Source organism: Herbiconiux sp. A18JL235 (genome assembly GCF_040939305.1).
Taxonomy (GTDB): domain Bacteria; phylum Actinomycetota; class Actinomycetes; order Actinomycetales; family Microbacteriaceae; genus Herbiconiux.
Genome location: NZ_CP162511.1, coordinates 3259328 through 3282970, shown reverse-complemented (window position 1 = coordinate 3282970; position 23643 = coordinate 3259328). Strand labels below are relative to the sequence as shown.

20 protein-coding genes are annotated in these 23643 nt (G+C 71.8%); 13 read left to right on the top strand and 7 right to left on the bottom strand.

What is annotated here, in order from left to right; genetic code table 11:
• Positions 1–127 precede the first annotated feature (127 nt).
• The 3 genes from ABFY20_RS15360 (at position 128) to ABFY20_RS15350 (ending at position 3549) form a co-directional block, all read left to right on the top strand.
• Positions 128–1030 (top strand): alpha/beta hydrolase, encoded by a 903-nt coding sequence (locus ABFY20_RS15360; RefSeq protein ID WP_368497109.1) that lies wholly within the window; start codon positions 128–130, stop codon positions 1028–1030.
• 81 nt (positions 1031–1111) lie between these two features.
• A complete protein-coding gene (locus ABFY20_RS15355) occupies positions 1112–2779 on the top strand; it encodes a flavin-containing monooxygenase (RefSeq protein WP_368497108.1) in 1668 nt (555 codons plus the stop codon).
• Positions 2776–3549: an SDR family NAD(P)-dependent oxidoreductase gene (locus ABFY20_RS15350; RefSeq protein WP_368497107.1), complete on the top strand. Its 774-nt coding sequence runs from the start codon at positions 2776–2778 to the stop codon at positions 3547–3549. The genes ABFY20_RS15355 and ABFY20_RS15350 overlap by 4 nt, the downstream gene beginning before the upstream one ends.
• Positions 3550–3699: 150 nt before the next feature.
• Here ABFY20_RS15350 and ABFY20_RS15345 read toward each other — a convergent pair whose 3' ends face one another.
• Positions 3700–4725, bottom strand: coding sequence for a LacI family DNA-binding transcriptional regulator (locus ABFY20_RS15345; protein ID WP_368497106.1), 1026 nt, complete (start codon positions 4723–4725; stop codon positions 3700–3702).
• 152 nt (positions 4726–4877) lie between these two features.
• Here ABFY20_RS15345 and ABFY20_RS15340 point away from each other — a divergent pair, with 152 nt between their 5' ends.
• The 7 genes from ABFY20_RS15340 to ABFY20_RS15310 all read left to right on the top strand — a co-directional run bounded on the left by ABFY20_RS15340 (position 4878) and on the right by ABFY20_RS15310 (position 13862).
• On the top strand, positions 4878–5222 hold the full coding sequence (locus ABFY20_RS15340; RefSeq protein WP_368497105.1) for an L-rhamnose mutarotase: 345 nt from the start codon (positions 4878–4880) through the stop codon (positions 5220–5222).
• 27 nt (positions 5223–5249) lie between these two features.
• The gene (gene rhaI / locus ABFY20_RS15335) at positions 5250–6416 is read left to right on the top strand and encodes an L-rhamnose isomerase (RefSeq protein ID WP_368497104.1); all 1167 of its coding nucleotides are present in this window, start codon (positions 5250–5252) and stop codon (positions 6414–6416) included.
• A gap of 215 nt (positions 6417–6631) precedes the next feature.
• A complete protein-coding gene (locus ABFY20_RS15330; RefSeq protein ID WP_368497103.1) occupies positions 6632–7384 on the top strand; it encodes a DeoR/GlpR family DNA-binding transcription regulator in 753 nt (250 codons plus the stop codon).
• Positions 7385–7509: 125 nt separating this feature from the next.
• A complete protein-coding gene (locus tag ABFY20_RS15325; protein ID WP_368497102.1) occupies positions 7510–9546 on the top strand; it encodes a bifunctional aldolase/short-chain dehydrogenase in 2037 nt (678 codons plus the stop codon).
• Positions 9547–9667: 121 nt separating this feature from the next.
• Positions 9668–11155: a rhamnulokinase family protein gene (locus ABFY20_RS15320; protein ID WP_368497101.1), complete on the top strand. Its 1488-nt coding sequence runs from the start codon at positions 9668–9670 to the stop codon at positions 11153–11155.
• Between the two features lie 513 nt (positions 11156–11668).
• Complete coding sequence (locus tag ABFY20_RS15315; RefSeq protein WP_368497100.1) at positions 11669–12544, top strand: FadR/GntR family transcriptional regulator; 876 nt, start codon at positions 11669–11671, stop codon at positions 12542–12544.
• A 43-nt stretch (positions 12545–12587) separates the two neighbouring features.
• The gene (locus ABFY20_RS15310) at positions 12588–13862 is read left to right on the top strand and encodes an alpha-hydroxy-acid oxidizing protein (protein WP_368497099.1); all 1275 of its coding nucleotides are present in this window, start codon (positions 12588–12590) and stop codon (positions 13860–13862) included.
• Positions 13863–14331: 469 nt separating this feature from the next.
• Here ABFY20_RS15310 and ABFY20_RS15305 read toward each other — a convergent pair whose 3' ends face one another.
• The 3 genes from ABFY20_RS15305 to ABFY20_RS15295 form a co-directional block, all read right to left on the bottom strand.
• Positions 14332–15564: an LLM class flavin-dependent oxidoreductase gene (locus tag ABFY20_RS15305; RefSeq protein ID WP_368497098.1), complete on the bottom strand. Its 1233-nt coding sequence runs from the start codon at positions 15562–15564 to the stop codon at positions 14332–14334.
• 156 nt (positions 15565–15720) lie between these two features.
• A complete protein-coding gene (locus ABFY20_RS15300; RefSeq protein ID WP_368497097.1) occupies positions 15721–15909 on the bottom strand; it encodes a hypothetical protein in 189 nt (62 codons plus the stop codon).
• A gap of 130 nt (positions 15910–16039) precedes the next feature.
• Entirely contained in the window at positions 16040–16366 is a 327-nt protein-coding gene (locus ABFY20_RS15295) for a hypothetical protein (RefSeq protein WP_368497095.1), read from the bottom strand.
• A 122-nt stretch (positions 16367–16488) separates the two neighbouring features.
• Between ABFY20_RS15295 and ABFY20_RS15290 the strand changes: the two genes are divergently transcribed.
• Complete coding sequence (locus tag ABFY20_RS15290) at positions 16489–16773, top strand: GNAT family N-acetyltransferase (RefSeq protein ID WP_368497094.1); 285 nt, start codon at positions 16489–16491, stop codon at positions 16771–16773.
• Between the two features lie 78 nt (positions 16774–16851).
• On the opposite strand, the gene ABFY20_RS15285 is transcribed toward ABFY20_RS15290, so the two are convergent.
• Together ABFY20_RS15285 and ABFY20_RS15280 are read right to left on the bottom strand one after the other, a co-directional pair.
• Entirely contained in the window at positions 16852–17274 is a 423-nt protein-coding gene (locus ABFY20_RS15285) for a nitroreductase/quinone reductase family protein (protein WP_368497093.1), read from the bottom strand.
• 88 nt (positions 17275–17362) lie between these two features.
• Complete coding sequence (locus tag ABFY20_RS15280) at positions 17363–18484, bottom strand: hypothetical protein (RefSeq protein WP_368497091.1); 1122 nt, start codon at positions 18482–18484, stop codon at positions 17363–17365.
• A gap of 244 nt (positions 18485–18728) precedes the next feature.
• Between ABFY20_RS15280 and ABFY20_RS15275 the strand changes: the two genes are divergently transcribed.
• Together ABFY20_RS15275 and ABFY20_RS15270 are read left to right on the top strand one after the other, a co-directional pair.
• Positions 18729–20141 carry a glycosyltransferase gene (locus tag ABFY20_RS15275; protein WP_368497090.1) on the top strand — a complete coding sequence of 471 codons (1413 nt, stop codon included), beginning with the start codon at positions 18729–18731 and terminating at the stop codon, positions 20139–20141.
• Positions 20138–22927 (top strand): right-handed parallel beta-helix repeat-containing protein, encoded by a 2790-nt coding sequence (locus ABFY20_RS15270; RefSeq protein WP_368497089.1) that lies wholly within the window; start codon positions 20138–20140, stop codon positions 22925–22927. The genes ABFY20_RS15275 and ABFY20_RS15270 overlap by 4 nt, the downstream gene beginning before the upstream one ends.
• A 142-nt stretch (positions 22928–23069) precedes the next feature.
• Here the strand turns inward: ABFY20_RS15270 and ABFY20_RS15265 are convergent, their stop codons facing one another.
• Entirely contained in the window at positions 23070–23642 is a 573-nt protein-coding gene (locus ABFY20_RS15265; protein ID WP_368497088.1) for a TetR/AcrR family transcriptional regulator, read from the bottom strand.
• Between the last annotated feature and the right edge of the window lies 1 nt (position 23643).

Genomic DNA, 23643 nt, shown 5'->3' with positions numbered 1-23643 from the left:
GTCTCCGGGCTGCCCGAGACGCCGAACGGGTCACCCTGAGACGGCGGTGCGTCTTTTTGAGACAAGCGTTCCGGGCGCCCTGCCGCCGCGTTCATCCTGGTGTCGTCCCCGACGATGAGGAGAACGCATGTCAGCGAATCAGCCGACCGACCTGCTGGGTGAGATCTACGCGCAGTGGACGGTGGAGTTCCAGGCCAACCCCGAGATGTCCCTCCAGCTCATGCGCTGGGTGTTCGAGGACTGGCAGCGGGCGACCACCGAGCCGGAGGGCGTGACCTACCGCTCGACGAGCATCGGCGGCGTGCCGGGCATCGAGGTGCTGCCGCTCGACGCCGACACCTCGAAGACCCTGCTGTTCCTGCACGGAGGCGGCTTCGCGCTCGGCTCGTCGGCCAGCCACCGCAAGCTCGCCGGCCACATCGCGAAGGCGTGCGGGGCGAAGGGCTTCGTGCTCGACTTCCGGCTCGCACCCGAGCATCCGTACCCCGCCCAGCTCGACGACACCACCGCGGTCTTCGACGCGCTGCTCGAGTCGGGGGTCGCGCCCAACGACATCGCGTTCGTCGGCGACAGCGCCGGCGCCTCGATCGCCATCGCCACGACGCTCCGCCTGCGCGACCAGGGGCGGCCGCTGCCCGGGGCCGTCATCACCGTCTCGCCCTGGGTCGACATGGAGAACTCGGGCGTGACCATCGAGACGAACGACGACACCGACTTCCTCATCGCCCGCGAGGGCCTGCAGGGCAACATCGACCGGTACCTCTCGGGCGGGGCGTCGCCCACCGACCCGCTGGTGAACCCGCTCTACGCCGACTTCACCGGCTTCCCGCCGCTCTACATCGCCGCCTCCGACACGGAGTCGCTCTTCCACGACGCGCAGCGGCTGGATGCGCGGGCCCGCGCCGCCGGCGTCGACGTCACCTTCGACATCGGCGAGGGCCAGCAGCACGTGTACCCGCTGCAGGCGGGGAACCACACCCCGGCCGACGAGTCGATCGAGGCGATCGCCGCCTGGTATCGCGCCCACTGAACCCCGAGCATCCGCGCATCCGAACCCGAGCATGCGCTCACCCCACGTCACCGCTTCGCACCACCTGAAAGGAACACCGACATGACCGACACCACCCGTGACTACGATGCCGTGGTCATCGGGGCCGGCTTCTCCGGCCTCGCCCTCCTCCACCACCTGCGCGAGATCGGGCTGAAGACGCTCGTCGTCGACGGCGAAGACGGCATCGGCGGCACCTGGTGGGTGAACCGCTACCCGGGCGTGCGCACCGACAGCGAGTTCAGCTACTACTCCTTCTCGTTCTCGAAGGAGGTGCGCGAGGAGTGGACCTGGACCCAGCGCTACCCGGCCGGTGCCGAGGTGCTCTCCTACCTCAACTTCGTCGCCGACCGCCTCGACCTGCGGAAGGACATCAGGCTGAACGCCCGCGTCGACTCCGCGGAGTACGACGAAGACGCGAACCTCTGGACGGTGTCGTTCGCCGACGGATCGACGCTCACCACGAAGTACCTGGTCAGCGGCATGGGCGTGCTCTCGCAGGCGATCTACCCCGACATCCCCGGAATCGACAGCTTCAGGGGCGAGAAGTACCACACGGCCCACTGGCCGCGCGAGGGCGTCGACCTCTCGGGCAAGAAGGTGGGGCTCATCGGGCTCGGCGCCTCCGGCATCCAGATCGTGCCCGTCATCGCCCCCGAGGTCGACGAGTTCTTCGTCTTCCAGCGCACCCCGAACTTCATCGTCGAGACCAACAACGACGCGGTCTCCACCGAGGAGATGCAGTACACCCGCGAGCACTACGACGAGATCTACGCGAAGGCGGCAGCGCATCCGTTCGGCGTGGCGATGGAGCCGGCCGAGCACAGCGCCCTCGAGGTCTCCGACGAGGAGCGCCGGCGCATCTTCGAGTCGAAGTGGAACGAGGGCGGGTTCCACTTCGCCAACGAGTGCTTCAACGACCTCGCCACGAACCACGAGGCGTCGGAGCTGGCGTCGGAGTTCATCAGGTCGAAGATCCGCGAGATCGTGAAAGACCCGGCGACGGCCGAGCTGCTGTCGCCGACGACGTACTCCTTCAACGGCAAGCGCGTGCCCACGGGTCACGGCTACTACAACACCTTCAACCTGCCGCACGTGCACCTCGTCGACACCGAGTCGGTGCCGATCACGGCAATCACGGAGAAGGGCGTGAAGGTGGGCGACACCGAGTACGAGCTCGACGTCATCATCTTCGCCACCGGATTCGACGCCATGACCGGCACGCTCACCAACATCGACATCAAGGGCCGCGGCGGGCGCACCCTGCGCGAGAAGTGGCAGGAGGACGGACTGAAGTCGAATCTCGGCATCAACGCCAACGGGTTCCCCAACTTCTTCATGTCGCTCGGGCCGCAGACGCCGTACTCGAACCTCGTCGTGCCCATCCAGCTCGGCGCGCAATGGCTGCAGCGGGCGCTGGCCTGGGCCGAGTCGAACGGCGTCGAGCGCTTCGAGGCCACGCCGGAATCGGAGGAGTGGTGGGCCGCCGAGGCCGAGCGCACCGGCAAGGCGACGGTGATGTACTCCGAGGGCAAGAAGGCCAAGGCCTGGTTCCTCGGCGAGAACGTGCCCGGGAAGGCCGAGGAGTTCCAGGTGTACATGGGCGGCGGGCAGGTGTACCAGCAGCACTGCAAGGAGCTCGAGGAGTCGGGCTACGCGTCGCTGCTGTGGTCGCCTGTTGCGTCGGGCTCGGGCTCGGCTTCGCGGGAGACCGCGGGGGCCACGGCGTGACGGGCCGCCTAGAGGGCAAGGTCGCGCTCATCACCGGGGGTGCCTCCGGCATGGGCGCGGCCACGGCCGAGCTCTTCGCCGCCGAGGGCGCCTCGGTGGCGGTGACCGACTTCAACGCCTCGCTCGGTGCGTCGGTGGTGTCGTCGATCACCGCATCCGGAGGCGTCGCCGAGTTCTACGAGATGGACGTGTCTCGGGAGGCGAGCGTCGCATCCGCCGTCTCGGCCGCCGTCGACCGCTTCGGTGGGCTCGACGTGCTGGTGAACTGCGCCGGCATCATCGGGGTCGACAAGCCGACGCACGAGGTGACCGAGGAGGAGTGGGACGCGCTCTTCGCCGTCGACGTGAAGGGCGTGTTCTTCGCCACGAAGCACGCCGTGCCCCACCTCATCGAGCGCGGCGGCGGGTCGATCGTGAACTTCTCGTCGATCTACGGGCTCATCGGCAACGACGAGTTCACCCCGTACCACGTGGCGAAGGGGGCGGTGACGATGCAGACGAAGCAGGATGCCGCATCCTACGGCCGCTACGGCATCCGGGTGAACTCGGTGCACCCGTCGACGGTGCTCACGCCGCTCGTCGAGGGCATCGCCGCGGAGTACCCGGGCGGGCTGCCCGCGTACGAGGAGATGATGACGGCGAACCAGTCGATCCGCCGGCTCGGCCGGCCCGTGGAGGTGGCGTACGCGGTGCTGTACCTCGCCTCCGACGAGGCCGCGTGGGTGACGGGCGTCAACCTGCCGCTCGACGGGGGGTACACCGCGCGCTGACGCGCGGCGCGCGCCCCGCCGCTCGCCCAGCGCGAGAGTGCACGAAACGCCCCCTCCACCCGCGCGAAAGAGCGCAAAACGCCCCCTCCGCCCACGTGAGGGGGCGTTTTGCGCTCTCTCGCGGCGCGCGGGACGCGCGGGGTGGGGGGCTCAGGGGGTGGGGCGGCCCGCGGTGGAGTCGCGCACGACGAGCTCGGGGGAGAAGGTGACGTGGCGGTACTCGGTGGGCGGGGTGGGGGCGTCGATCTCGTGCAGGAGGAGGTCGGCGGCGGCGCGGCCCATCTCGCGCGCGGGCTGGCGCACCGACGACAGCGGTACGGCGGCGGTCGCCGCGTAGAAGATGTCGTCGTAGCCGATGAGGGCGATGTCGTCGGGCACCCGCACGCCGGCGAAGGTGAGCGCCTGCAGCACCCCGAGCGCCATGAGGTCGTTCGCGGCGAAGATGGCGTCGGGGCGCTCGGCAGCGGGCAGGGCCAGCAGCCGTTCCGCGCCGGCCCGGCCGCCCTCGGCGTTCATCGTCTCCTGCTCGAGCACGCGCAAGGTGGCCCGGCCCGCCCGCGTGCGCACCGCATCCGCTGCTCCTCGCGCGCGCTGCTCCACCTGCAGGATGCTCGCGGGGCCGCCGAGGAACGCCACGCGCGTGCGCCCCAGGTCGAGCAGGTGCGCGGCGGCGAGTTCGCCGCCGCGCCGGTCGTCGACCGAGACGGAGCTGAACGAGCGGCCGTTGTCGTGCCGGTCGACGAGCACGACGGGGGAGCCGCGTTCGCGCAGCCGGATCAGCCGCGAGTGCACCTGACCGACGGGGGTGATGAGGAGGCCGGCGACGCGTTGCTCCTCGAACAGGTCGAGATACGCCAGCTCGCGGCCCCGCGCATCGCCGCTGTTGCCGAGGAGGAGGGGCCGGCCGAGCGGCGCGAGCGTGTCTTCGGCGCCGCGGGCGACATCGGTGAAGAAGGGGTTCGCCACGTCGAGCACCATGAACCCGACCGTGCGGCTGCGGCCCATGCGGAGCTGACGGGCGGCGTCGTTGCGCACGAAGCCGAGTTTGTCGATGGCGTCGAGCACGCGACGCTCGGTGTCGGGGGAGACGGGCTTCGAGTGGTTGAGCACGTTCGAGACGGTGCCCACCGAGACGTTCGCGAGCGCGGCGACGTCGCGCACGTTGGCGGTGGCCATGCTGCCCCCTCTCGATGCGGGTCGTTGAACGTTTCATCAGGATATCGGGCGCTGAGGTTGCTCTCCGCTTGACGATTCCCGCGAACATCACCTAATGTCATCACTCGAGCGGTAAAACGATTCAATGACATCGAGGTCGACAGGAGGAAGCGGTGGACGAGCGCGTGTGCTTCCAGTTGCAGGTGAAGCCCGAACGCATCGAGGAGTACACGGCGCGGCACGCGGCGATCTGGCCCGAGATGGCTCGTGCGTTGGCGGCGAACGGATGGAGCAACTACTCCCTCTTCTTGCGCGACGACGGCCTGCTCATCGGCTACTTCGAGACACCCTCGCTCGAAGCCGCCCAGGCCGGGATGGCGCAGACCGAGGTCAATGCCCGCTGGCAGGCCGAGATGAGCGAGTTCTTCGTGGAGCTCGAGGGGGCCCCCGACACCGGGTTCGTGCGCCTCACCGAGGTGTTCCACCTCGAAGACCAGCTCCCCGCATCCGACCTCTGAACCCACCCCCGACGAAACGAGAACATCATGGTGACCTTCACCGACATCGCCGCCGACCTCGAGCGGCAGGCCATCGAGCTGCCCTCCTGGGCGTTCGGCAACTCCGGCACGCGCTTCAAGGTGTTCGGCACCCCCGGCACGCCGCGCACGCCCGAGGAGAAGATCGCCGACGCCGCGCAGGTGAACCGGTACTCCGGCCTCGCGCCGAAGGTGGCCATCCACATCCCCTGGGACATGGTCGACGACTACGCGGCCCTCCGCGCCTTCGCGAACGACCAGGGCGTCGAGCTCGGCACGGTGAACTCCAACACGTTCCAGAGCGACGTCTACAAGTTCGGGTCGCTCACCTCGTCGGATGCCGCGGTGCGCCGGCAGGCGATCGACCATCACCTCGAGTGCATCGAGATCATGCATCAGACCGGCTCGCAGGACCTCAAGATCTGGCTCGCCGACGGCACCAACTACCCGGGGCAGGGCGACATCCGTTCGCGGCAGGACTGGCTGGCGGAGTCGCTGCGCGAGATCTACGACGCCCTCGGGGAGTCGCAGCGGCTGGTGCTCGAGTACAAGTTCTTCGAGCCGGCGTTCTACCACACCGACGTTCCCGACTGGGGTACCTCGTTCGCGCACGTCTCGGCGCTCGGTGACCGGGCGTTCACGTGCCTCGACACGGGGCACCACGCTCCCGGCACCAACATCGAGTTCATCGTGGCGCAGCTGCTGCGGCTCGGAAAGCTCGGCTCGTTCGACTTCAACTCCAGGTTCTACGCCGACGATGACCTCATCGTGGGGGCGGCCGACCCGTTCCAGCTGTTCCGCATCCTGTTCGAGGTGGTGCGCGGGGGCGGCTACGACGTGGGGTCACCCGTGGCGTTCATGCTCGACCAGTGCCACAATGTCGAGGAGAAGATCGTGGGGCAGCTGCGCAGCGTGCTCAACGTGCAGGAGATGACCGCGCGTGCGCTGCTGGTCGACCGAGAGGCTCTCCTCGCGGCGCAGAACGAGAACGACGTGCTCGGGGCGAACGCCATCCTCATGGACGCGTTCTACACCGACGTGCGCCCCGCCCTCGCCTCGTGGCGTGAGTCGCGCGGGCTGCCCGCCGACCCGATCGCCGCGTTCAAGGCCTCGGGCTACCAGGAGAAGATCGTGGCCGAGCGCGCCGACGGCGTGCAGGCCGGCTGGGGCGCGTAGCGCCCGGCCCCCGGTTTCCGCCGTGCATCGTGGTGGGTGCACGGCGGAATCCCCTTCGTCGTGCCGGTTGCGCGCCGCAGCGCGCTGCGGCGGGCTGGTACGCAGCGGCGCGCGGGCGTGCTGCGGCGGACGGGCGCGTAGCGTGGCGTCGGCCGGTGACTGCGACAGGCATCCGGTACCGTCGGGCGTAGGCGGAGTGCGGAGAGGGGCGGTGGATGGCGTCGGTGATCGGGGCGGAGCGGCGTGAGCTGCTGCTCGCGCGGTTGCAGAAGCACGGGGTGATCCGGCTCGAGGAGGCGGCGGCCGAGCTCGGCGTCTCGACCATGACGGTGCGTCGCGACCTCGAAGCGCTCGAGCTCGAGGGTGTCGTGGTGCGCGTGCGCGGGGGAGCCGTCGCCACGGTGAAGGCGCAGTCGTTCGACGAACGGCAGGCGGTCGACGACCTCGCGAAGACCGAGATCGCCCGGAAGGCCGCCGATCTGGTGCCGACGAGCGGGGCCATCGCAGTCGACGCCTCCTCGACCTCGGCGCACCTGCTCGCCCAGGTGCGCGGTGTGACCGACCTCGTCATCGCGACGAACTCCGCCCACAACCACTCCCGCGCCCGATCTGTGCACGGCGCGCGAGCGATCCTGCTCGGAGGAGAACTCGAGCCCCGCACCGACAGCTTCGTGGGCCCGGTGGCGTGCGCCGCTGCCGCCCTGTTCAACTACGACCGCTTCTTCACCTCGGCCTCAGCCGCCGACCTCGAGCGCGGCACCAGCGAGACCATCGTGGAGGAGGGGCAGGTCAAGCGCGAGATGGCCCGCGCCTCGCGCGAGACCGTGCTGCTCATCGCCTCGGCCAAGCTCGGCCAGCACGCCACCGCGGCGGGCCTCCCCTGGGCCTCGATCGACATCGTGGTCACCGAACTCGACCCGGGTCACCCCCTCCTCGAAGCGCTCCGCCCCCTCGTCGAACTCCGCTGACGCCGCGCCCGCCGGCCCGCGCGCGCCGCGCGCAACGCCGACCCGACGCGCATTGACGCCCGCGCATCCACCCTGTTATGTTTTGTGAAGTTCACATCAGCTCACACGAACGCCTTGGAGCATCCATGACCTCCCCCGCAGCATCCGATCTCATCGCCCGGTCGAACCGCCTCGGTTCCGACCCCAAGAACACCAACTACGCCGGCGGCAACACGAGCGCCAAGGGCACCGAGATCGACCCGGTCACCGGCGAGCCCGTCGAGCTGATGTGGGTGAAGGGCTCGGGCGGCGACCTCGGCACGCTCACCGAGGCGGGCCTCGCCGTGCTGCGGGTCGACCGCCTGCGCGCACTGCAGAACGTCTACCCCGGTGTCGACCGCGAAGACGAGATGGTCGCCGCCTTCGACCACACCCTCTTCGGCAAGGGCGGCGCCGCCCCCAGCATCGACACCGCCATGCACGGCCTCGTCGACGCCGCCCACGTCGACCACCTGCACCCCGACTCGGGAATCGCCATCGCCACCGCCGCCGACGGCGAGGAACTCACCCGGAAGATCTTCGGCGACAAGGTGGTGTGGGTGCCCTGGCGCCGCCCGGGCTTCCAGCTCGGCCTCGACATCGCCGCCATCAAGGCGTCGAACCCGGATGCGGTCGGCTGCATCCTGGGCGGTCACGGCATCACCGCGTGGGGAGACACGAGCGAGGAGTCGGAGCGCAACTCGCTCTGGATCATCGACACCGCCGCCGCCTACATCGCCGAGCACGGCCGGCCGGAGCCGTTCGGCCCTGCCCTCGACGGGTACGGTGCACTGCCCGAGGCCGAGCGCCGCGCCAAGGCTGCAGCACTCGCCCCCACCATCCGAGGCATCGCCTCGACCGACAAGGCGCAGGTGGGCTCGTTCACCGACGCCGAGGTCGTGCTCGACTTCCTGGCGAGTGCCGAGCATCCGCGGCTCGCCGCCCTCGGCACCAGCTGCCCCGACCACTTCCTGCGCACCAAGGTGAAGCCGCTCGTGCTCGATCTCCCGGCCGACGCCTCCGTCGAAGACTCGATCGCGCGCCTCAAGGAGCTGCACGAGGAGTACCGCGCCGACTACCAGGCCTACTACGACAGGCACGCCGACGCCGACAGCCCCGCGCTGCGCGGCGCCGACCCGGCGATCGTGCTGGTGCCCGGTGTCGGCATGTTCTCGTACGGCGCCAACAAGCAGACCGCGCGCGTCGCCGGCGAGTTCTACATCAACGCCATCAACGTGATGCGCGGGGCCGAGGCGCTCTCGACCTACGCGCCGATCGACGAGGCGGAGAAGTTCCGCATCGAGTACTGGGCGCTCGAGGAGGCGAAGCTGCAGCGGATGCCGAAGCCGAAGTCGCACGCCACCCGCATCGCGCTCGTCACTGGTGCGGCCTCCGGCATCGGCAAGGCGATCGCCACCCGGCTCGCCGCCGAGGGCGCCTGCGTCGTGATCGCCGACCTCGACCTGGAGAAGGCGCAGGCGGCGGCAGCCGAATTGGGCGGCACGGATGTCTCCATCGGCGTGCAGGCGAACGTCACGAGCGAGGCCGACATCGCCGCAGGCATCCAGGCCGCGCTGCTGCAGTTCGGCGGGCTCGACCTCGTCGTCAACAACGCCGGCCTGTCGATCTCGAAGCCCCTGCTCGAGACCACGGAGGCCGACTGGGACCTGCAGCACGACGTCATGGCGAAGGGCTCGTTCCTGGTGTCGAAGGCGGCGGCGCGTGTGCTCATCGAGCAAGACCTCGGCGGCGACATCGTCTACATCTCGTCGAAGAACTCGGTGTTCGCCGGCCCCAACAACATCGCCTACTCGGCGACCAAGGCCGACCAGGCCCACCAGGTGCGGCTGCTGGCCGCCGAGCTCGGCGAGTACGGGGTGAAGGTGAACGGCATCAACCCCGACGGGGTCGTGCGCGGATCGGGCATCTTCGCCGGCGGCTGGGGCGCGAAGCGCGCGGCGGTCTACGGCGTTCCCGAGGAGGAGCTCGGCGCCTACTACGCCCAGCGCACCCTGCTGAAGCGCGAGGTGCTGCCCGACCACGTGGCCAACGCGGTGGCGGTGCTCACAGGTTCCGACCTCACCCACACCACGGGCCTGCACATCCCCGTCGACGCCGGCGTCGCCGCCGCCTTCCTGCGCTGATGGGCGCCGTGCACATCCTCCTCGCGACTTGCCAGGATCCGGGCCGAAATCGCTCGTGGAGCCCGGATCTCGGCGACTCGCGAGGAGGGCGCGTGGGGCGCGCGGGACGGGTGGCGGCACGATGACGGATGCGGTGGCCGCCGTCGACCTCGGGGCGACGAGCGGGCGGGTGATGCTCGGGTACCTCGGGCACGACGAGCTGCGGCTCGTGCCGGTGGCGCGGTTCCCGAACCAGCCCGTGCGCACGGTCGACGGGCTGCACTGGAACATCCTCGAGCTGTACCGCAACGTCGTCGCCGGTCTCGGCTCGGCGGTGCGCGAGGAGCCTGGCCTCCGCAGCATCGGCATCGACTCGTGGGCAGTCGACTACGCCCTCCTCGACGGCGACCGCATGCTCGGCGCACCCTTCCACTACCGCGACGACCGCACCTCTCGCGGTGTCGACCTCGTGCACTCGGTCGTCGGGTTCGACGAGCTCTACGGGGCGAACGGGTTGCAGTTCCTTCCCTTCAACACGCTCTACCAGCTCGCCGCCGAGAAGGAGGGCGGCTGGCTCGAGCGCGCCGACACGATGCTGCTCGTGCCCGACCTGCTGGCGTTCTGGCTCACCGGGGCGCGTCGCGCCGAGGTGACCAATGCGTCGACGACCGGGCTCGTCGACGTGACGACGGGGCAGTGGGACGACGCGCTCATCAGCCGCCTCGGTTATCCGCGGGGGGTGTTCCCGCCGCTCGTGCATCCGGGGGCGACGGTGGGGACGCTGCTGCCGGGGGTCGCGGAGGAGATCGGGCTGGGGGGTGCGGCCGCCGGGGCCGGGGCTGGAGTCTGGGCCGGGGCCGGGGCCGGGGTCGCGGGTTCGCTGCCCGTGACCGCAGTCGGGTCGCACGACACCGCATCCGCCGTCGTCGCCGTGCCCGCGACCGGCGAGAACTTCGCCTACATCTCGAGCGGCACCTGGTCGCTCGTGGGCGTGGAGCTCGACCGGCCCGTGGTGTCGGAGGCCGCCCGGGCCGCGAACTTCACCAACGAGGGGGGCGTCGACGGGCGCATCCGGTTCCTGCAGAACGTGTCGGGGCTGTGGCTGCTGTCGGAGTCGGTGCGCACCTGGGAGCGCGAGTCGGGGGCGGCTCTCGACCTGCCGACGCTCCTCGCCCAGGCCGCCGCCGTGACGGCGCCGATGCCGGTGTTCGACGCGGGCGACCCGGTGTTCATCGCGCCGGGCGACATGCCGGCGCGCATCGCTGCGTGGTGCTCGGAGCGCGGGCTCGCGGTGCCGCAGGGCCGGGCGGAGACGGTGCGCAGCATCCTCGAGAGTCTGGCGGCGGCGTACGCGCAGTCGCTGCGCCAGGCCTCCGAGCTGTCTGGCCGGCGGGTCGACGTGGTGCACGTGGTCGGCGGAGGGTCGCAGAACGCGCTGCTGTGCCAGCTCACCGCCGATCGAACGGGGCGGCCCGTGGTGGCCGGGCCCGTCGAGGCGACCGCCATCGGCAATGTGCTCGTGCAGGCGCGAGCGCAGGGCATGGTCGACTCGTCGACGTCGCTCGAGGCGCTCCGTGCGCTCGTGGCGCGGGCCTTCCCGCTCGTCACGTACACGCCCGAGGCGCGCTGAGGCGCGCTGGGGCGCGCTGGGCGCCTGGGCGCCTGGGCGCGCTGGGGTGCGCTGGGCGCCTGGGCGCGCTCGGGCGCTGGGGCGCGCTGGGCGCCTGGGCGCGCTGGGGCGCGCTGAGCGCCTGGGCGCGCGGGGGCGTGCTGAGCGCCTGGGCGCGCGGGGGCGCGCTGGAGCGCCTGGGCGCCTGGGCTCCCAGGCGCGCCGGGGCGCGTTGGCTCGCTGGGGCGCGCTAGGGAAGGGGGCGCGCTGGGGCGCGCTGGCGGCTGTCGTGGAGGCGGGGGGCGGGTGGCGCGCCGCAGCGCCACGCCCGCAGCGCCCCCCGCTGCCCTGGCGCGGCTGTCCGCGGAAGCGGGATGGCGGCACGCGGGGTGCCCCGAGCCGCCCGCTGAGGAAACCTGGCGTCCGGTCGAGAGTTCGGTGTGGGCGGCCGGGGGTCGACTTTGCTAGAGTGTGGTCTGACCACATGGCCTGACCACAGCATCCTGATGCCCGCACACCGAAGGAGGACGGCCGATGATGACTGCGCCGCCTCCCGTCACGCCCGTCGACACCGCTCGGGCGTGGGAGGTCGTGCTGCGGCACATCGAGTCGGAGCTCGTGTCGGGCGCGCTCAAACCGGGGGAGCACCTGCCCTCCGAGCGGGCGCTCGCCGCCGACCTCGGCGTGGGGCGCTCGTCGGTGCGGGAGGCGTTGCGGGTGCTGGAGGTGCTGGGGCTCATCCGCACGCAGACGGGGTCGGGGCCGAGCTCGGGAGCGGTCATCATCGCGCGGCCCTCGGGAGGCATGGCCGCGCTCGTGCGCCTGCAGGTGGCGGCGAGCGGATTCGCGGTCGACGACGTGGTGAAGACGCGCGTGGTGCTCGAGTCGGCAGTGGCCGAGGAGCTCGCGGGCGCGTTCGCGGCGGCCGCTGCCGCTGCCGCGCCGGTCGAGTCGTCACAAACCGCCCCTTCAGGCGCGGGTATGGGGCACTTTGCGCCCACTCGATCGACATCTGCGACCACGACCACGACCGCACCCGAGCTCGGGCCCGCCCGCGAGTTACTCGACGCCATGGAGCGGCCCGGGGGAAGGGCGCCCGACTGGGTGCTCGAGCGAGACGAGTTCCTCACCCTCGACCAGGCCTTCCACCGGGCGCTCGCCGTGGCGTCGGGCAACGAGGTGATCGCGTCGATGATGACGGGGCTGCGCGACTCCATCGAAGCCTACGTGCGGGTCGGCGCTGCGTTCCTGCCGTCATGGCCCGACACCGCCCGGCAACTGAAGGCCGAGCACCGTGCGATCGTCGCGGCGATCGAAGCGGGCGATGCGGATGCTGCCCGCACGCGCATCCGTGACCACATCGAGCAGTACCACCACGAGACGACCGTTGCGCGCGCGCAACCCCACTGACCACCACGCCCACCCGACCACCCCACCGACCGACAGGATCCCCATGGTTCAGCGCCGCATCCCGAAGATCAGAGACCTCGCGCCCCTGATGCAGTTCAAGAAGCCCGAGCTCGACGCGAAGAAGCGCAGGCTCGACTCGGCGCTCACCATCTACGACCTGCGTGCCATCGCCAAGCGCCGCACCCCGAAGGCGGCCTTCGACTACACCGAGGGCGCGGCCGAGGCCGAGCTGTCGCTGGCGCGGGCGCGGCAGGCGTTCGAGGACATCCAGTTCAACCCGGCGATCCTCCGCGACGTGTCGACTGTGTCGACGGGGTGGGACGTGCTCGGCGCCCCCGTTTCGATGCCGTTCGGCATCGCGCCCACGGGCTTCACGCGCATGATGCAGACCGAGGGCGAGATCGCCGGTGCCGGTGCTGCAGGTGCTGCGGGCATCCCGTTCTCGCTGTCGACGATGGGCACGACCGCCATCGAGGACGTGAAGAAGGCGAACCCCGCGGGCCGCAACTGGTTCCAGCTGTACATGTGGAAGGACCGGCCGCGCTCGATGGCGCTCGTCGAGCGGGCGGCGGCCGCCGGGTTCGACACCCTGCTCGTCACCGTCGACGTGCCTGTCGCGGGTGCGCGGCTGCGCGACAAGCGCAACGGGTTCTCCATCCCGCCGCAGCTGACGCCCGGCACCGTCATCAACGCGCTGCCCCGGCCGGAGTGGTGGATCAACTTCCTCACCACCGAGCCGCTCTCCTTCGCGTCGCTCGACCGCTGGTCGGGCACGGTGGGCGAGCTGCTCGACTCGATGTTCGACCCGACCGTGACCTTCGACGACCTCGAGTGGATCAAGGCCCAGTGGCCGGGCAAACTCGTCGTCAAGGGCGTGCAGTCGATGTCGGATGCGCGCCGGCTCGCCGAGCTCGGTGTCGACGGCATCACCCTGTCGAACCACGGTGGGCGACAGCTCGACCGGGCCCCCATACCCTTCCACCTGCTGCCGGACGTGGCCCGCGAGTTCGGCAAGGACTACGAGGTGCACCTCGACACCGGCATCATGTCGGGCGCCGACGTCGTGGCGTCGGTCGCGCTCGGCGCGCGGTTCACGCTGGTCGGGCGCGCGTACCTGTACGGGCTGATGGCGGGTGGGCGCGAGGGGGTCGATCGCATGATCGCGATCCTCGGCGAGCAGATCACCCGCACCATGCGGTTGCTCGGCGTGAACTCGCTCGAGGAGCTGAACCCGTCGCACGTCACGCAGCTCGAGCGCCTCGTGCCGCGCGCGGTCACCCCCGCGGCGGTCGCCGCCGCGGAGCGCGTAGGCGCGTAGCGCGCGCGGTCGCGGGGCGCGCGCGGGCGCGGGGCGCGCCCCTTGCGGCGCCCGCACTGGCAGCGAGTGGGCGCGAAGTGCCGGCTCGGCGCCGGGGAGGCGGCACTTTGCGCCCAGTCGAGGGTTGGCGCCGCCGCCTCGGGGGTCGAGCGCCTGGGGGAGCGTGCGCTCGGTGCCCTGGACGGGGCGCCGTCGGCCCGGTCGGGTGGTGGCCCCCGCCTGGGATGCGAGTGGGCGCGAAGTGCCCTCTCCGCACCGGGGAGGCGGCGTTTTGCGCCCTGTCGCGGAGTGGCGGATCCGCCGGGTGGGATGCGAGTGGGCGCGAAGTGCCCTCTCCGTACCGGGGAGGCGGCGTTTTGCGCCCTGTCGCGGAGTGGCGGATCCGCCGGGTGGGATGCGAGTGGGCGCGAAGTGCCTGGTCGGCGCCAGGGACGCGGCGCTTTGCGCCCGGTCGGGACCGTGGGCATAGTCACGGGAGGGCGGTGGCCAGGGAGTCGAGGGCGGCGAAGGGGTCGGGGCCCGCGGGGATGAGCACCGAGCTCGTCACGCCGGCGCGCGCCAGCGACTCGTGGCGGGCACGCACCTCGCCGGCGGTGCCGGCGAGCGCGAGGCGGGCCACCCACTCGTCGGGGAGGGCGGCGGCGAAGCCGGCGCGGTCGTCGTCGGAGAAGCGGGCGCGCAGCGCGGCGAAGTCCTCGGCGAAGTCGAGCGGCGCGATGTGCGGGGCCCAACCCGAGTCGCCCACGTACTCGAGCCCCGGGCGGGCGAGCTCGAGCGCCGTCGCGGTGTCGGCGGCGACGGCCGCGACGTTGTAGGCCACGAGCGCGTGAGGACCGGATGCGGCGATCGCCTCGAGCGCCGCCCGCGCGTACTCGGGCGTGGTCGGCTCCGCCAGCACGGTGCCGTCGGCGACCCGCCCCGACAGCGCGAGGGACTTCGGCCCCCTCACCCCGAGCAGCACGCCCGGAACCACCTCGGGCACCGAACCCGGCTCGAGCGCCACGCCCCGCAGCCCTCCCGGTCGCTCCGCGGCGTCGGCCCGCGCATTCGCTCGCGAGGCGTCGGGCGTGGTGCCGACATGGCTGCCGCTAACGGTGCCAACCCTTTCCGCGCCGACGACTTGGGCGTCCGCGCCAGGGGACGTAGGGATGGTGCCGAGGGTGTCTCCGCCCCGGTGGGGCGGTTGCGTCATCGGGTGGAGCTGCGCGTCCGCTCCGGCGGGCTGCGCGCCTGCGCCGGCGGGCTGCGCGTCCGCGCCGGCGGGCTGCGCATCCGGGCCGGTGGGGGTGGGTGCGGTGCCGACGCGCTCGCCGCGGAGGAGGGAGCGGAGGGCGGTGGTGTGCTCGCCGAGGTAGCGGAGGGGGCGGTCGGGCCAGGCGCCGACCGAGCGCATCCAGTCGGGCATGCCGTGACCGATGCCCACATCGAGGCGGCCGGGGAAGAGCTGGGCGAGGGTCGCGACCTCCATCGCCTCGAAGGCCACGTTGCGGGCCGCCGCGGGCAGGATGCCGATGCCCACCCGGATGCGCGTCGTCACCGCCAGCACCGCCGCCGCCTGCGCGATACCTCCCCGGAACCCCATGTCTTCGACCACCCACAGCTCGTCGAAGCCGAGCTCCTCGGCGCGCCGAGCGAACTCCAGCACGCGGGCGGGGTCGAGGTCGCGGGGCAGCATGACCCCGACTCGGAGTGGTGCGGTCACGGCTCGTCCTTCGGCGTCGGCGGCGGGGTTCCTTCAGGCTAGCGGGCGACCCGCCCACGACCCGCCCACGACGTTCTTGCGGACAAAGTCCGTGATAACGGAGTTCTTCATGGACTTTGTCCGCAAGGAACGGAGGGGTGGCCGAGGCGGGAGGCCCTACGGCCTCCGTGAGCGCGGCCGCCGCACACCCGGGAGGGTGGCGACGGAGGCGACGCCGATCACCGCGAACACCGCCGCGATCTCGGGGTGGCCGACGGCCAGGGCGAACACGCCGAAGCCGAGGCAGACGCCCATGGCGAGGATTCCCGCCACCCAGAAGAAGGTGGTGCTGCGTGATGCGGTCATGGACGGTCCCCTTTCGTCACCACCACGCTACGCAGACCCGACGGGCCGCCGCCTCCACCGATCGGGCGATCCGCCTCCACCTGAGGAAGGAGGCGGACGGCCCGAGGACGGGGAAGCGAGCGCGCGCGCCCTACGCCCGACCGGGGTAGTTCGCGTCGATGCGCGCGGCGACGTGCTGCGCCATGCTGTGGATGCGCCAGTGCTCGTCGACCCCGTCGGGCGCGGCATACGGTGCCTGCCGAGCGTACGCCGCCGACAGCGCCGAGGCGTACTCCATCGCCGACTCGGGCGTGGGCGAGACCAGCAGCCGGGCCTCGTCGAACCTCACGGGCAGGTCGCTGCGCCGCAGCCTGATGTCGCGCAGCACCAGCACCGTTCCCGTCACGACGATGCGATCGGAGAGGTGCATCGCCCCCACCCACGCGGCCGGCCGTACCGTCTCGGTCTCCACACCCATGAGCCCGAGGGTAGCGAGAATGCATGGGACGGGTACTCCCAAACCCTGCAGATCAGCCTGAAGGATGAGTGATCCCGGCCCCGAACGGCCCGCCCCCGCGCGCCCCGTCGTAGGCTGACGCCATGGCACGCGAATTCGAGCACGACGCCGAGCGGCGCCGCTACACCCTCAAGGTCGACGGGGCGCTCGTGAGCGCCGTCGACTACGTCGCGAACGAGGGGACCGTCTCGTTCACCCACACCTTCACCGACCCGAAGCAGCGCGGGCACGGCTACGCCGGCGAGATCGTCGCCTACGCCGTCGACGACGTCGAGCAGACGACGGATGCGCGCATCATCCCCATGTGCTGGTACGTCGGCAAGTGGTTCGACGAGCATCCGGAGCGCGCATCCCTCCTCAACCGCTGAGTGTTGCTATAGTGGTGTGTGGGGAGGGCTTCGGCCCTCTCCACCAATGTTTAACGGGGGGCTGCACGGTCTGGCTGCTCAGCCGCGACGCGTGAGCATCAGCACCGGGATGGTGCGGTTCGCCGCCTTCACCCGGTAGTCGTCGAAGCCGGGGGCGTCGGCGACCACCCGTTTCCAGGCCGTGGCGTACTCGTCTCCCGACAGCGCTCGGGCCGTGACCTCGACCGTCTCGATGCCGTCGCCGGCGGGCGCTTCGACCGTGGCATCCGGATGCGCGACCAGGTTCGCGTACCAGGCGGGGTTGTCGGGCGCGCCGGCCTTCGAGGCCACGACGAGCCAGCCGTCGGGCTCGGGAAAGCCCATCACGGGGCTGATGCGCGCGGCGCCCGTCTTCGCGCCCGTGGTGTGCAGCAGCACCAGCTTGTCGCCGAATCCGGCGGTGGTGACCGTGCCCCCGTTGGCACGGAACTCCTCGACGATGCGCTCGTTGAAATCGCTCATGTGCTCACGCTAGCGGTCACCGCAGACCGGTGGCAGCCCCGTCGATGTCGAGTCCCGGCGTCGAGCAGCGGCCGCCACCACCGCCCGCTCAGCGGGTGCACGCGACGTTGCTCACCGCATCCGGCTCGTCGACGCCGTCGATCTCGGCCACGTTGTCGCAGCCGACCCGATTGCGCGCGCCCGACGCGGTCGCCGCCGTGCGCGCATCGCCCACGAGCCGAACCGCGACACCGCCGGCGGGCACGGCGAAGCGGTTCGCGGTGAACACGGTGCCCGCGCCGCCCAGGCCGTCGATGACGTGCACCTGGGCGCCGTCGCCCGGGGCCGCCGTGCCCCGGTTGTCCGAGACGACCCAGCCGGACCCTTTCACGTCGATCAGCGAGTCGGCGTCGGTGACCGACGAACCGTCGAGCACGTTCCCGCTGAGCTCGCCTCCGGTCGTACCCTCTTTCACGTCGATCGGCTCGGCCGTCGTGCCCGAGACGGTGGTGCCGGTGACGCGGTTGCGGTCGCTGGCATCCGGCTCGCAGTCGGTCAGGTCGCACCAATTCGAGCGGGCACTGCCGATGTAGACGCCCTCGCCGAAGCGAGGCTCCCGCAGGCCTGTGCGGTCGATCACGGAGTCGGCGAGCACGTTGTCGCTCGAACCGGAACGGAAGTGCACGGCCTCGTCCCCGGTTCCCGACACGGTGAGGGAGCGCAGCTCGTTGTGCGAGGAGCCGTCGAGCATGACGCCCTTCTGGCCGCCGGTGACGGTGAACCCCGCGACGACCCAGCGGGAGGCGTCGTCGAGGTGGAGGGTGTAGCCGGTATCGGTCGAGCCCCCGTCGAGCACGGCGTCGGCGCTGCCGCAGAGGGTGATCGGGTCATCGGCGGTGCCCTGGGCGCTCGCCGTGAAGGTGCCCGCGAAGCGACCGTCAGCGAGCACGATGCGGTCGCCCGCCGACGCGTCGCGGAGTGCTTCGACGAGCTCGTCGGCGGTCGACACGACGATCGCGCCGGTGGGGTCGCAGTCGACGGATGCGCCGGACGACCCGCCCGCACCCTGCCCGGAACCCGGAGCGGCAGAGCCGGAGTCAGCGCCGGGAGAAGGTGCCGCAGACGACGCGGAACCGCTGCCGCCCGTGCCGCCCGGCCCACTCGGGCCACCTCCGTACCCGCCGGGTTCGGCCCAGTACGCACCGTTCGCGCATCCGGACAGCAAGCCCACGACCAGTCCTCCCAGCACGACGGCCCGCACCCGCCCTCGACCGCTGCGGCGCACGCCCGCCCACCGCGCGGAACGCGCCCAGAAAGGGGGGTCCGACGGGTCGCGCGGTGCAGGGGTCACGGTCACTACACTGACAGACGGCCGGAGTGCGACGCGGCCGAGCGCACCGCGGGCCACCCATCCGCCGTGTCGCGCACCCTCCCGAGCCCCGTCGCGCATCCGTTGAGAGGCTGGCGGCGACCCCGTGCCCAGCGAGCTTTCGTCGTTCCTCGGCGACCTCGGCCGCACCGTGATGTGGCTGCTGCCCTTCGGGGTGTTCGGCATCGTGTCGTGGAGCTTCTGGCTGGTGCGCAAGGTCATCTCGGCGTCGACGAGGCCGGTGGTGAACGACTACCGCACCACGACGACCGTGGTGGTGCCGTCGTACCACGAAGACCCGGATGTGCTGCTGCGCTGCCTCGAGACCTGGCGGCGGCAGCATCCGTCTCGCATCGTGATCGTGCTCGACGTCGCCGACGTCGAGGCCGAGCAGCGCATCGAGGCGCTCGGGCTGCCCGAGGTCGACGTCATCATGTTCGAGCACCGGGGGAAGCGGTCGGCGCTCGGGGTGGGCATCCGTGCCGCCGACACCGAGCTCGTCGTGCTCGTCGACTCCGACACGGCGTGGGAGGACGGGATGCTCGCGGCTGTGCAGATGCCGTTCATCGACGCGGCGGTCGGCGCGGTGAGCACGCGGCAGAACGTGTACCTGCCGAAGACGAGCACCTGGCGGCGGGTCGCGGACTGGATCATCGACCAGCGCTACTACGACTACGCCCCCGCGATGGGGCGCTTCGGCGGGGTGATCTGCGCGTCGGGGCGCACGAGCGCGTACCGGCGCGAGGTGATCCTGCCGAAGCTGCCCGATCTCGAGCACGAAGTGTTCATGGGCCGCGAGTGCGTGGCGGGCGACGACGGGCGGCTGACCTGGCTGGTGCTGTCGGAGGGCTATCGCGTCACCCACCAGGACTCGGCGCGGGCGTTGTCGATGTTCCCCGACACCTTCCGGGCGTTCGTGAAGCAGCGGGTGCGGTGGAGTCGCAACTCGTACCGCTGCTACCTCACGGCGATCCGCCTCGGGTGGATCTTCAGGGTGCCGTTCATCTCGCAGATCACGGTGATGCAGATCCTCTTCACCCCCGTGTCGATGGCCATCGCCGTGGCGTACGTGTTCCACTCGCTGTCGTCGCCGGTGCCGTGGCTCGCGTTCTCGATGGCGTTGCTGTGGGCGTTCGTGGGGCGGGGCATCCGCGGGGTGTCGCACCTGTGGCGGCGGCCGGAAGACATCGTCATCCTGCCGCTGGTCACGGGCATCACGGCCCTCGTGGCGTTGCCGATCAAGCTGTTCGCGCTGTTCACGATGAACACGCAGGGCTGGCTGACGCGCTCGGCCGACAGCGTCGGCGGGGAGGGGCAGACGGAGCGCTCGCTGCGGCCCGAGCCGCAACCCCCGCACCAGGCGGCGCCGCACGGTGGTGCGGGCGATGGGGATGCTGCCGTGGGTGGTGCCGGTGGTGCGGGTGCCGTGGGTGGTGCCGGTGGTGCGGGTGCCGTGGGTGGTGCGGGTGCCGTGGGTGGTGCGGGTGCTGTGGTGACGGATGCGGTGACCACCCGATGAACGACGACGATCAGCCCGACGACCATGCCGCCGCCGGTGCTGACGAGGTGGCGGAGGATGGTCTCGTCGCCGCGGATGACGCGGATGACGCCGAGGTGGCGGCCGACGGTCTCGTCGCCGCGGATGACGCCGATGAGGCGGACGGGTCGGCCACAGCCGACCTTCCCCCGGCGGACGGCGTCGACGATCGGGCGGAGGGTGGCGACAGCGGATCGCTGACCGCGGTCGAGCGGGGCGACACGATGGGGCGCGGCAGGCGGATGCTCGTGCGGCTCGGTGTGGGCATCCTCATCGTCGGATCGGTGGCAGCCGTGGTGCTGGTGTTGAACGGCGTGCCGGCGCGGGTGAGCGCGTTCCTCGGCAGCGTCGCCTCGGCGGTCGTGGGCGCCCCGGCCACGCCCGGAGCGAGCGGCACTCCTTCGGCCCCCGCGGCCACCACGACTTCCGCGGCAGACACCCCCGCGACTGCAGCTGGGCCCGCCACTCCCGTGGAAGCCGCGCCCGCCGTCGACGGTGAAGGCACCATAGACGTTCCACCCGCGCCCGGCGACGGCACCACCGATGCGGCCCCCGCGCCCGGCGACGGCACCACCGATGCGGCGCCCGCCACCGGCGACGGCACCACGGACGTGGCCCCCGCCACCGGCGACGGCACCACCGATGCGGCATCCGCCGCCGGCGACGGCGAAGCCGATGCACCACCGGTCTCGGGGGACAGGGCGCTGGTGGAGGCCGCGGCGCAGGCGGTGGCGACGATGGGGCCGACGCCGACGTGGGCGCCGTACCCGGTCGACGAAGACTCCGCGTACGAGGCCGCCCTCGTTGCCGCCCATGACGCGCGGTGGTCGATGCTCGCGCGCGGGCTCTCGATCGTGAGTGACCCCGCCGGGTCGGTGATGGTGCTGTCGCCCATCGGCCGCCCCTACACGCTCGACGACCTCATCGATCTCGGCGGCATCACCCGGGTCGACGACACCACGGTGCTCATGACCAAGACGATCTTCGTGGGGCGAGGTGCCGAGCTCGACCTCTCGGCGCCGGGGCAGACCCTGCGGATGTCGAGCGGAGCATCCGGATTCACCCCCCTCGTCGTCTGGGGTGGCACGCTGAAGCTGACCGGCGCCGAAGACGCCCCCTTCTCCGTGACCTCGTGGAACGCCGCAGACGGCGGGCCCGACCTCGACACGAACGACGGACGCGCCTACATCCGTGTGCATGAGGGCACCCTGGTCGCCGATCGCATCGCCGTGGCGAACCTCGGCTTCTACAGCGGACGCACCGGCGGCCTCGCCCTCACCGGGTCGACCGCCGCTCTGTCGACCGGCACCATCTCGCACTCCCGCGTCGACGGCGACCACATCGGGCTCTTCCTCGACTCCGCGACGAAGGTCGCCGTCGACGACACGACCTTCGCCGGGTCGCTCGACAGCGGGGTGCTCGTCAGCGGTGTGCTGGGCCTCGAGCTCGACACGGTGACGGTCTCCGGCTCGGGGGCGCAGGGCGTGGAGGTGCGTCCGGGCAGTGCGGATGTCGCCATCCGCTCGTCGACCCTCAGCGACAACGCGCGCTACGGCCTCGACTTCGACGGCACACCGCCGGTCGCGGGCGCGAACCCCGGCGGGCTGTCGCCCGGCAACGCGTGGTGGCTGACGCTCGAGAAGAGCACGCTCTCCGGCAACGGCTCGGGCGGGGCGCAGGTGAGCGGCACCAGCGGGGTGCAGCTCACCGACAACGCGGTCGAGCAGTCGCGGCTCGGCCTCCGGCTCACCGACTCGCAGGGATCGGTGACGGGCAACCGGGTGTCGGTCGCGTCGGGCTCGGGCATCGTCGTCGAGGGCGCCCACACGTCGCTGACGGTGAGCGGCAACACGGTCTCCGGCGAAGGGCCCTCGGCCATCGTCACCCGCGACGGCGCCGACGACGTCACCGCCACCGGCAACGACGACTCCGGCTGGACGGAGCGCTGGGAGGTGCTGCTCTGGGTGGAGGCGCATCCGCTCGCTCTGCTGTGGGGGCTGCTGCTCGTCATCCCGGTGCTCGGAATCGCCTTCGTGTTCTACCGGGTGCGGCGGCAGCGCACGATCCGTGAGCTGGTCGAGTCGACGACCATCGCGCTCGCGCGCGCCGACCTCGAGCGGTACCGGCTGGCGCGCGGCGTCGCGGTGTCGGCGGATGCTCCGAGTGCGATGGTCTCGGATGCGGTGGTCGCGGATGCGGTGGTCGCGGATGCCGTGCTCGCAGGCGCCCCGTCGACGGGCGCCGGGCTGGGGGTCGGGCTCGTGGCGGCTGCCGGTGCGGGGGTCGGGGCCGCGGCCGGGGACCCGCTCGTTCCCCGGCGCACGAAGCTGTCGGGCGTCGCGGCCTCAGGCGGATCGAGTGACGTGTGGCTGGTCGGCGGCCCGCCAGGGCGCGACGTGGTCGAACCGGCGCCGCGTGGTGCTGCGTCGCCGCCGGGAGCGTCTGCCGCGCCGGGCGCCCGATCAGCGGTGGCCGCGGCCCCGCGATCAGGGGTGGACGCGGGGGCGGGTGCTGCGCCGTCTGCGAGCGCGGTTCCGTCGAGGAACTCGGTGCCGAGCCTGCCCGCGTCGATCGCCTCCCTCTCGACCGGACGTGGCGCACCGGGTGCCGGCCTCGGAAGCTTCTCCTCCGTCGAAGAACTGGCCGTCGCCGCCGTTCTCGACGCAGGCAAGCCCATCGACCGCGTCGCGCATGCCCTCCGCGTGCCCGTCGGCTCCGTCGCCGGCTGGGTCGCCAAGGCCCGCCGCGCCCGCGAGTCCGCCCTCTGAGCTGCGGGCTCGCGCTGCGCTCGTCACGCATCCTGCATCGAGTCGTCACGAAGCGCCCTGTGCGGGGCTCGAGAGGGCGGATCGTGACGGGTCGATCGTGCTTGGGTCAACGCGCGCAGGGCGCGGCGCGGCTGCCGCCCGCTCAGAACAGGGCGCGGGCGGTGGCGAGGAAGGCCGTGCGGGCGGTGGCGGGGTCGTCGAGGTAGCCGCCGACGAGGGCGCCGTCGCGGAGGAGCACGATGGCAGCGGTGGTGGTGTCGGGGTCGGGAGCGCCGGCGAGCGCGAGGCGGGAGCGCACTGCCGACGCGAACCAGTCGCGGTGGGCGCGCACGATGCGGCGCACCTCGCTGTCGGGGTCGGGGTACTCGGCCGCAGCGTTGATGAACGGGCAGCCGCGGTCGTGGTGCCGCACCACGTCGTCGGCGATGCCCACGAGCAGTTCGTCGAGGGCCGCCCGCGACTGCTCGGGGGACGTGCGCGGCAGCGCCTCGGCCTGCGTGCCGCGTGACGGGTCGGGGAACGCGGCGCGCAGCGCCTCGTCTTCGCGTCGCAGGTAGGCGGCGACGAGCTGCTCCTTGCCGTCGAAGTACCGGTACATGGTGGCGCGGGTGACACCGGCCTCGCGCAGGATGCGGTCGATCCCGACCCGCGTGATGCCTTCGCGGTAGAACAGCTCGGAGGCCACTCGTAGCAGCCTCTCCCGCGCTTCCGACATG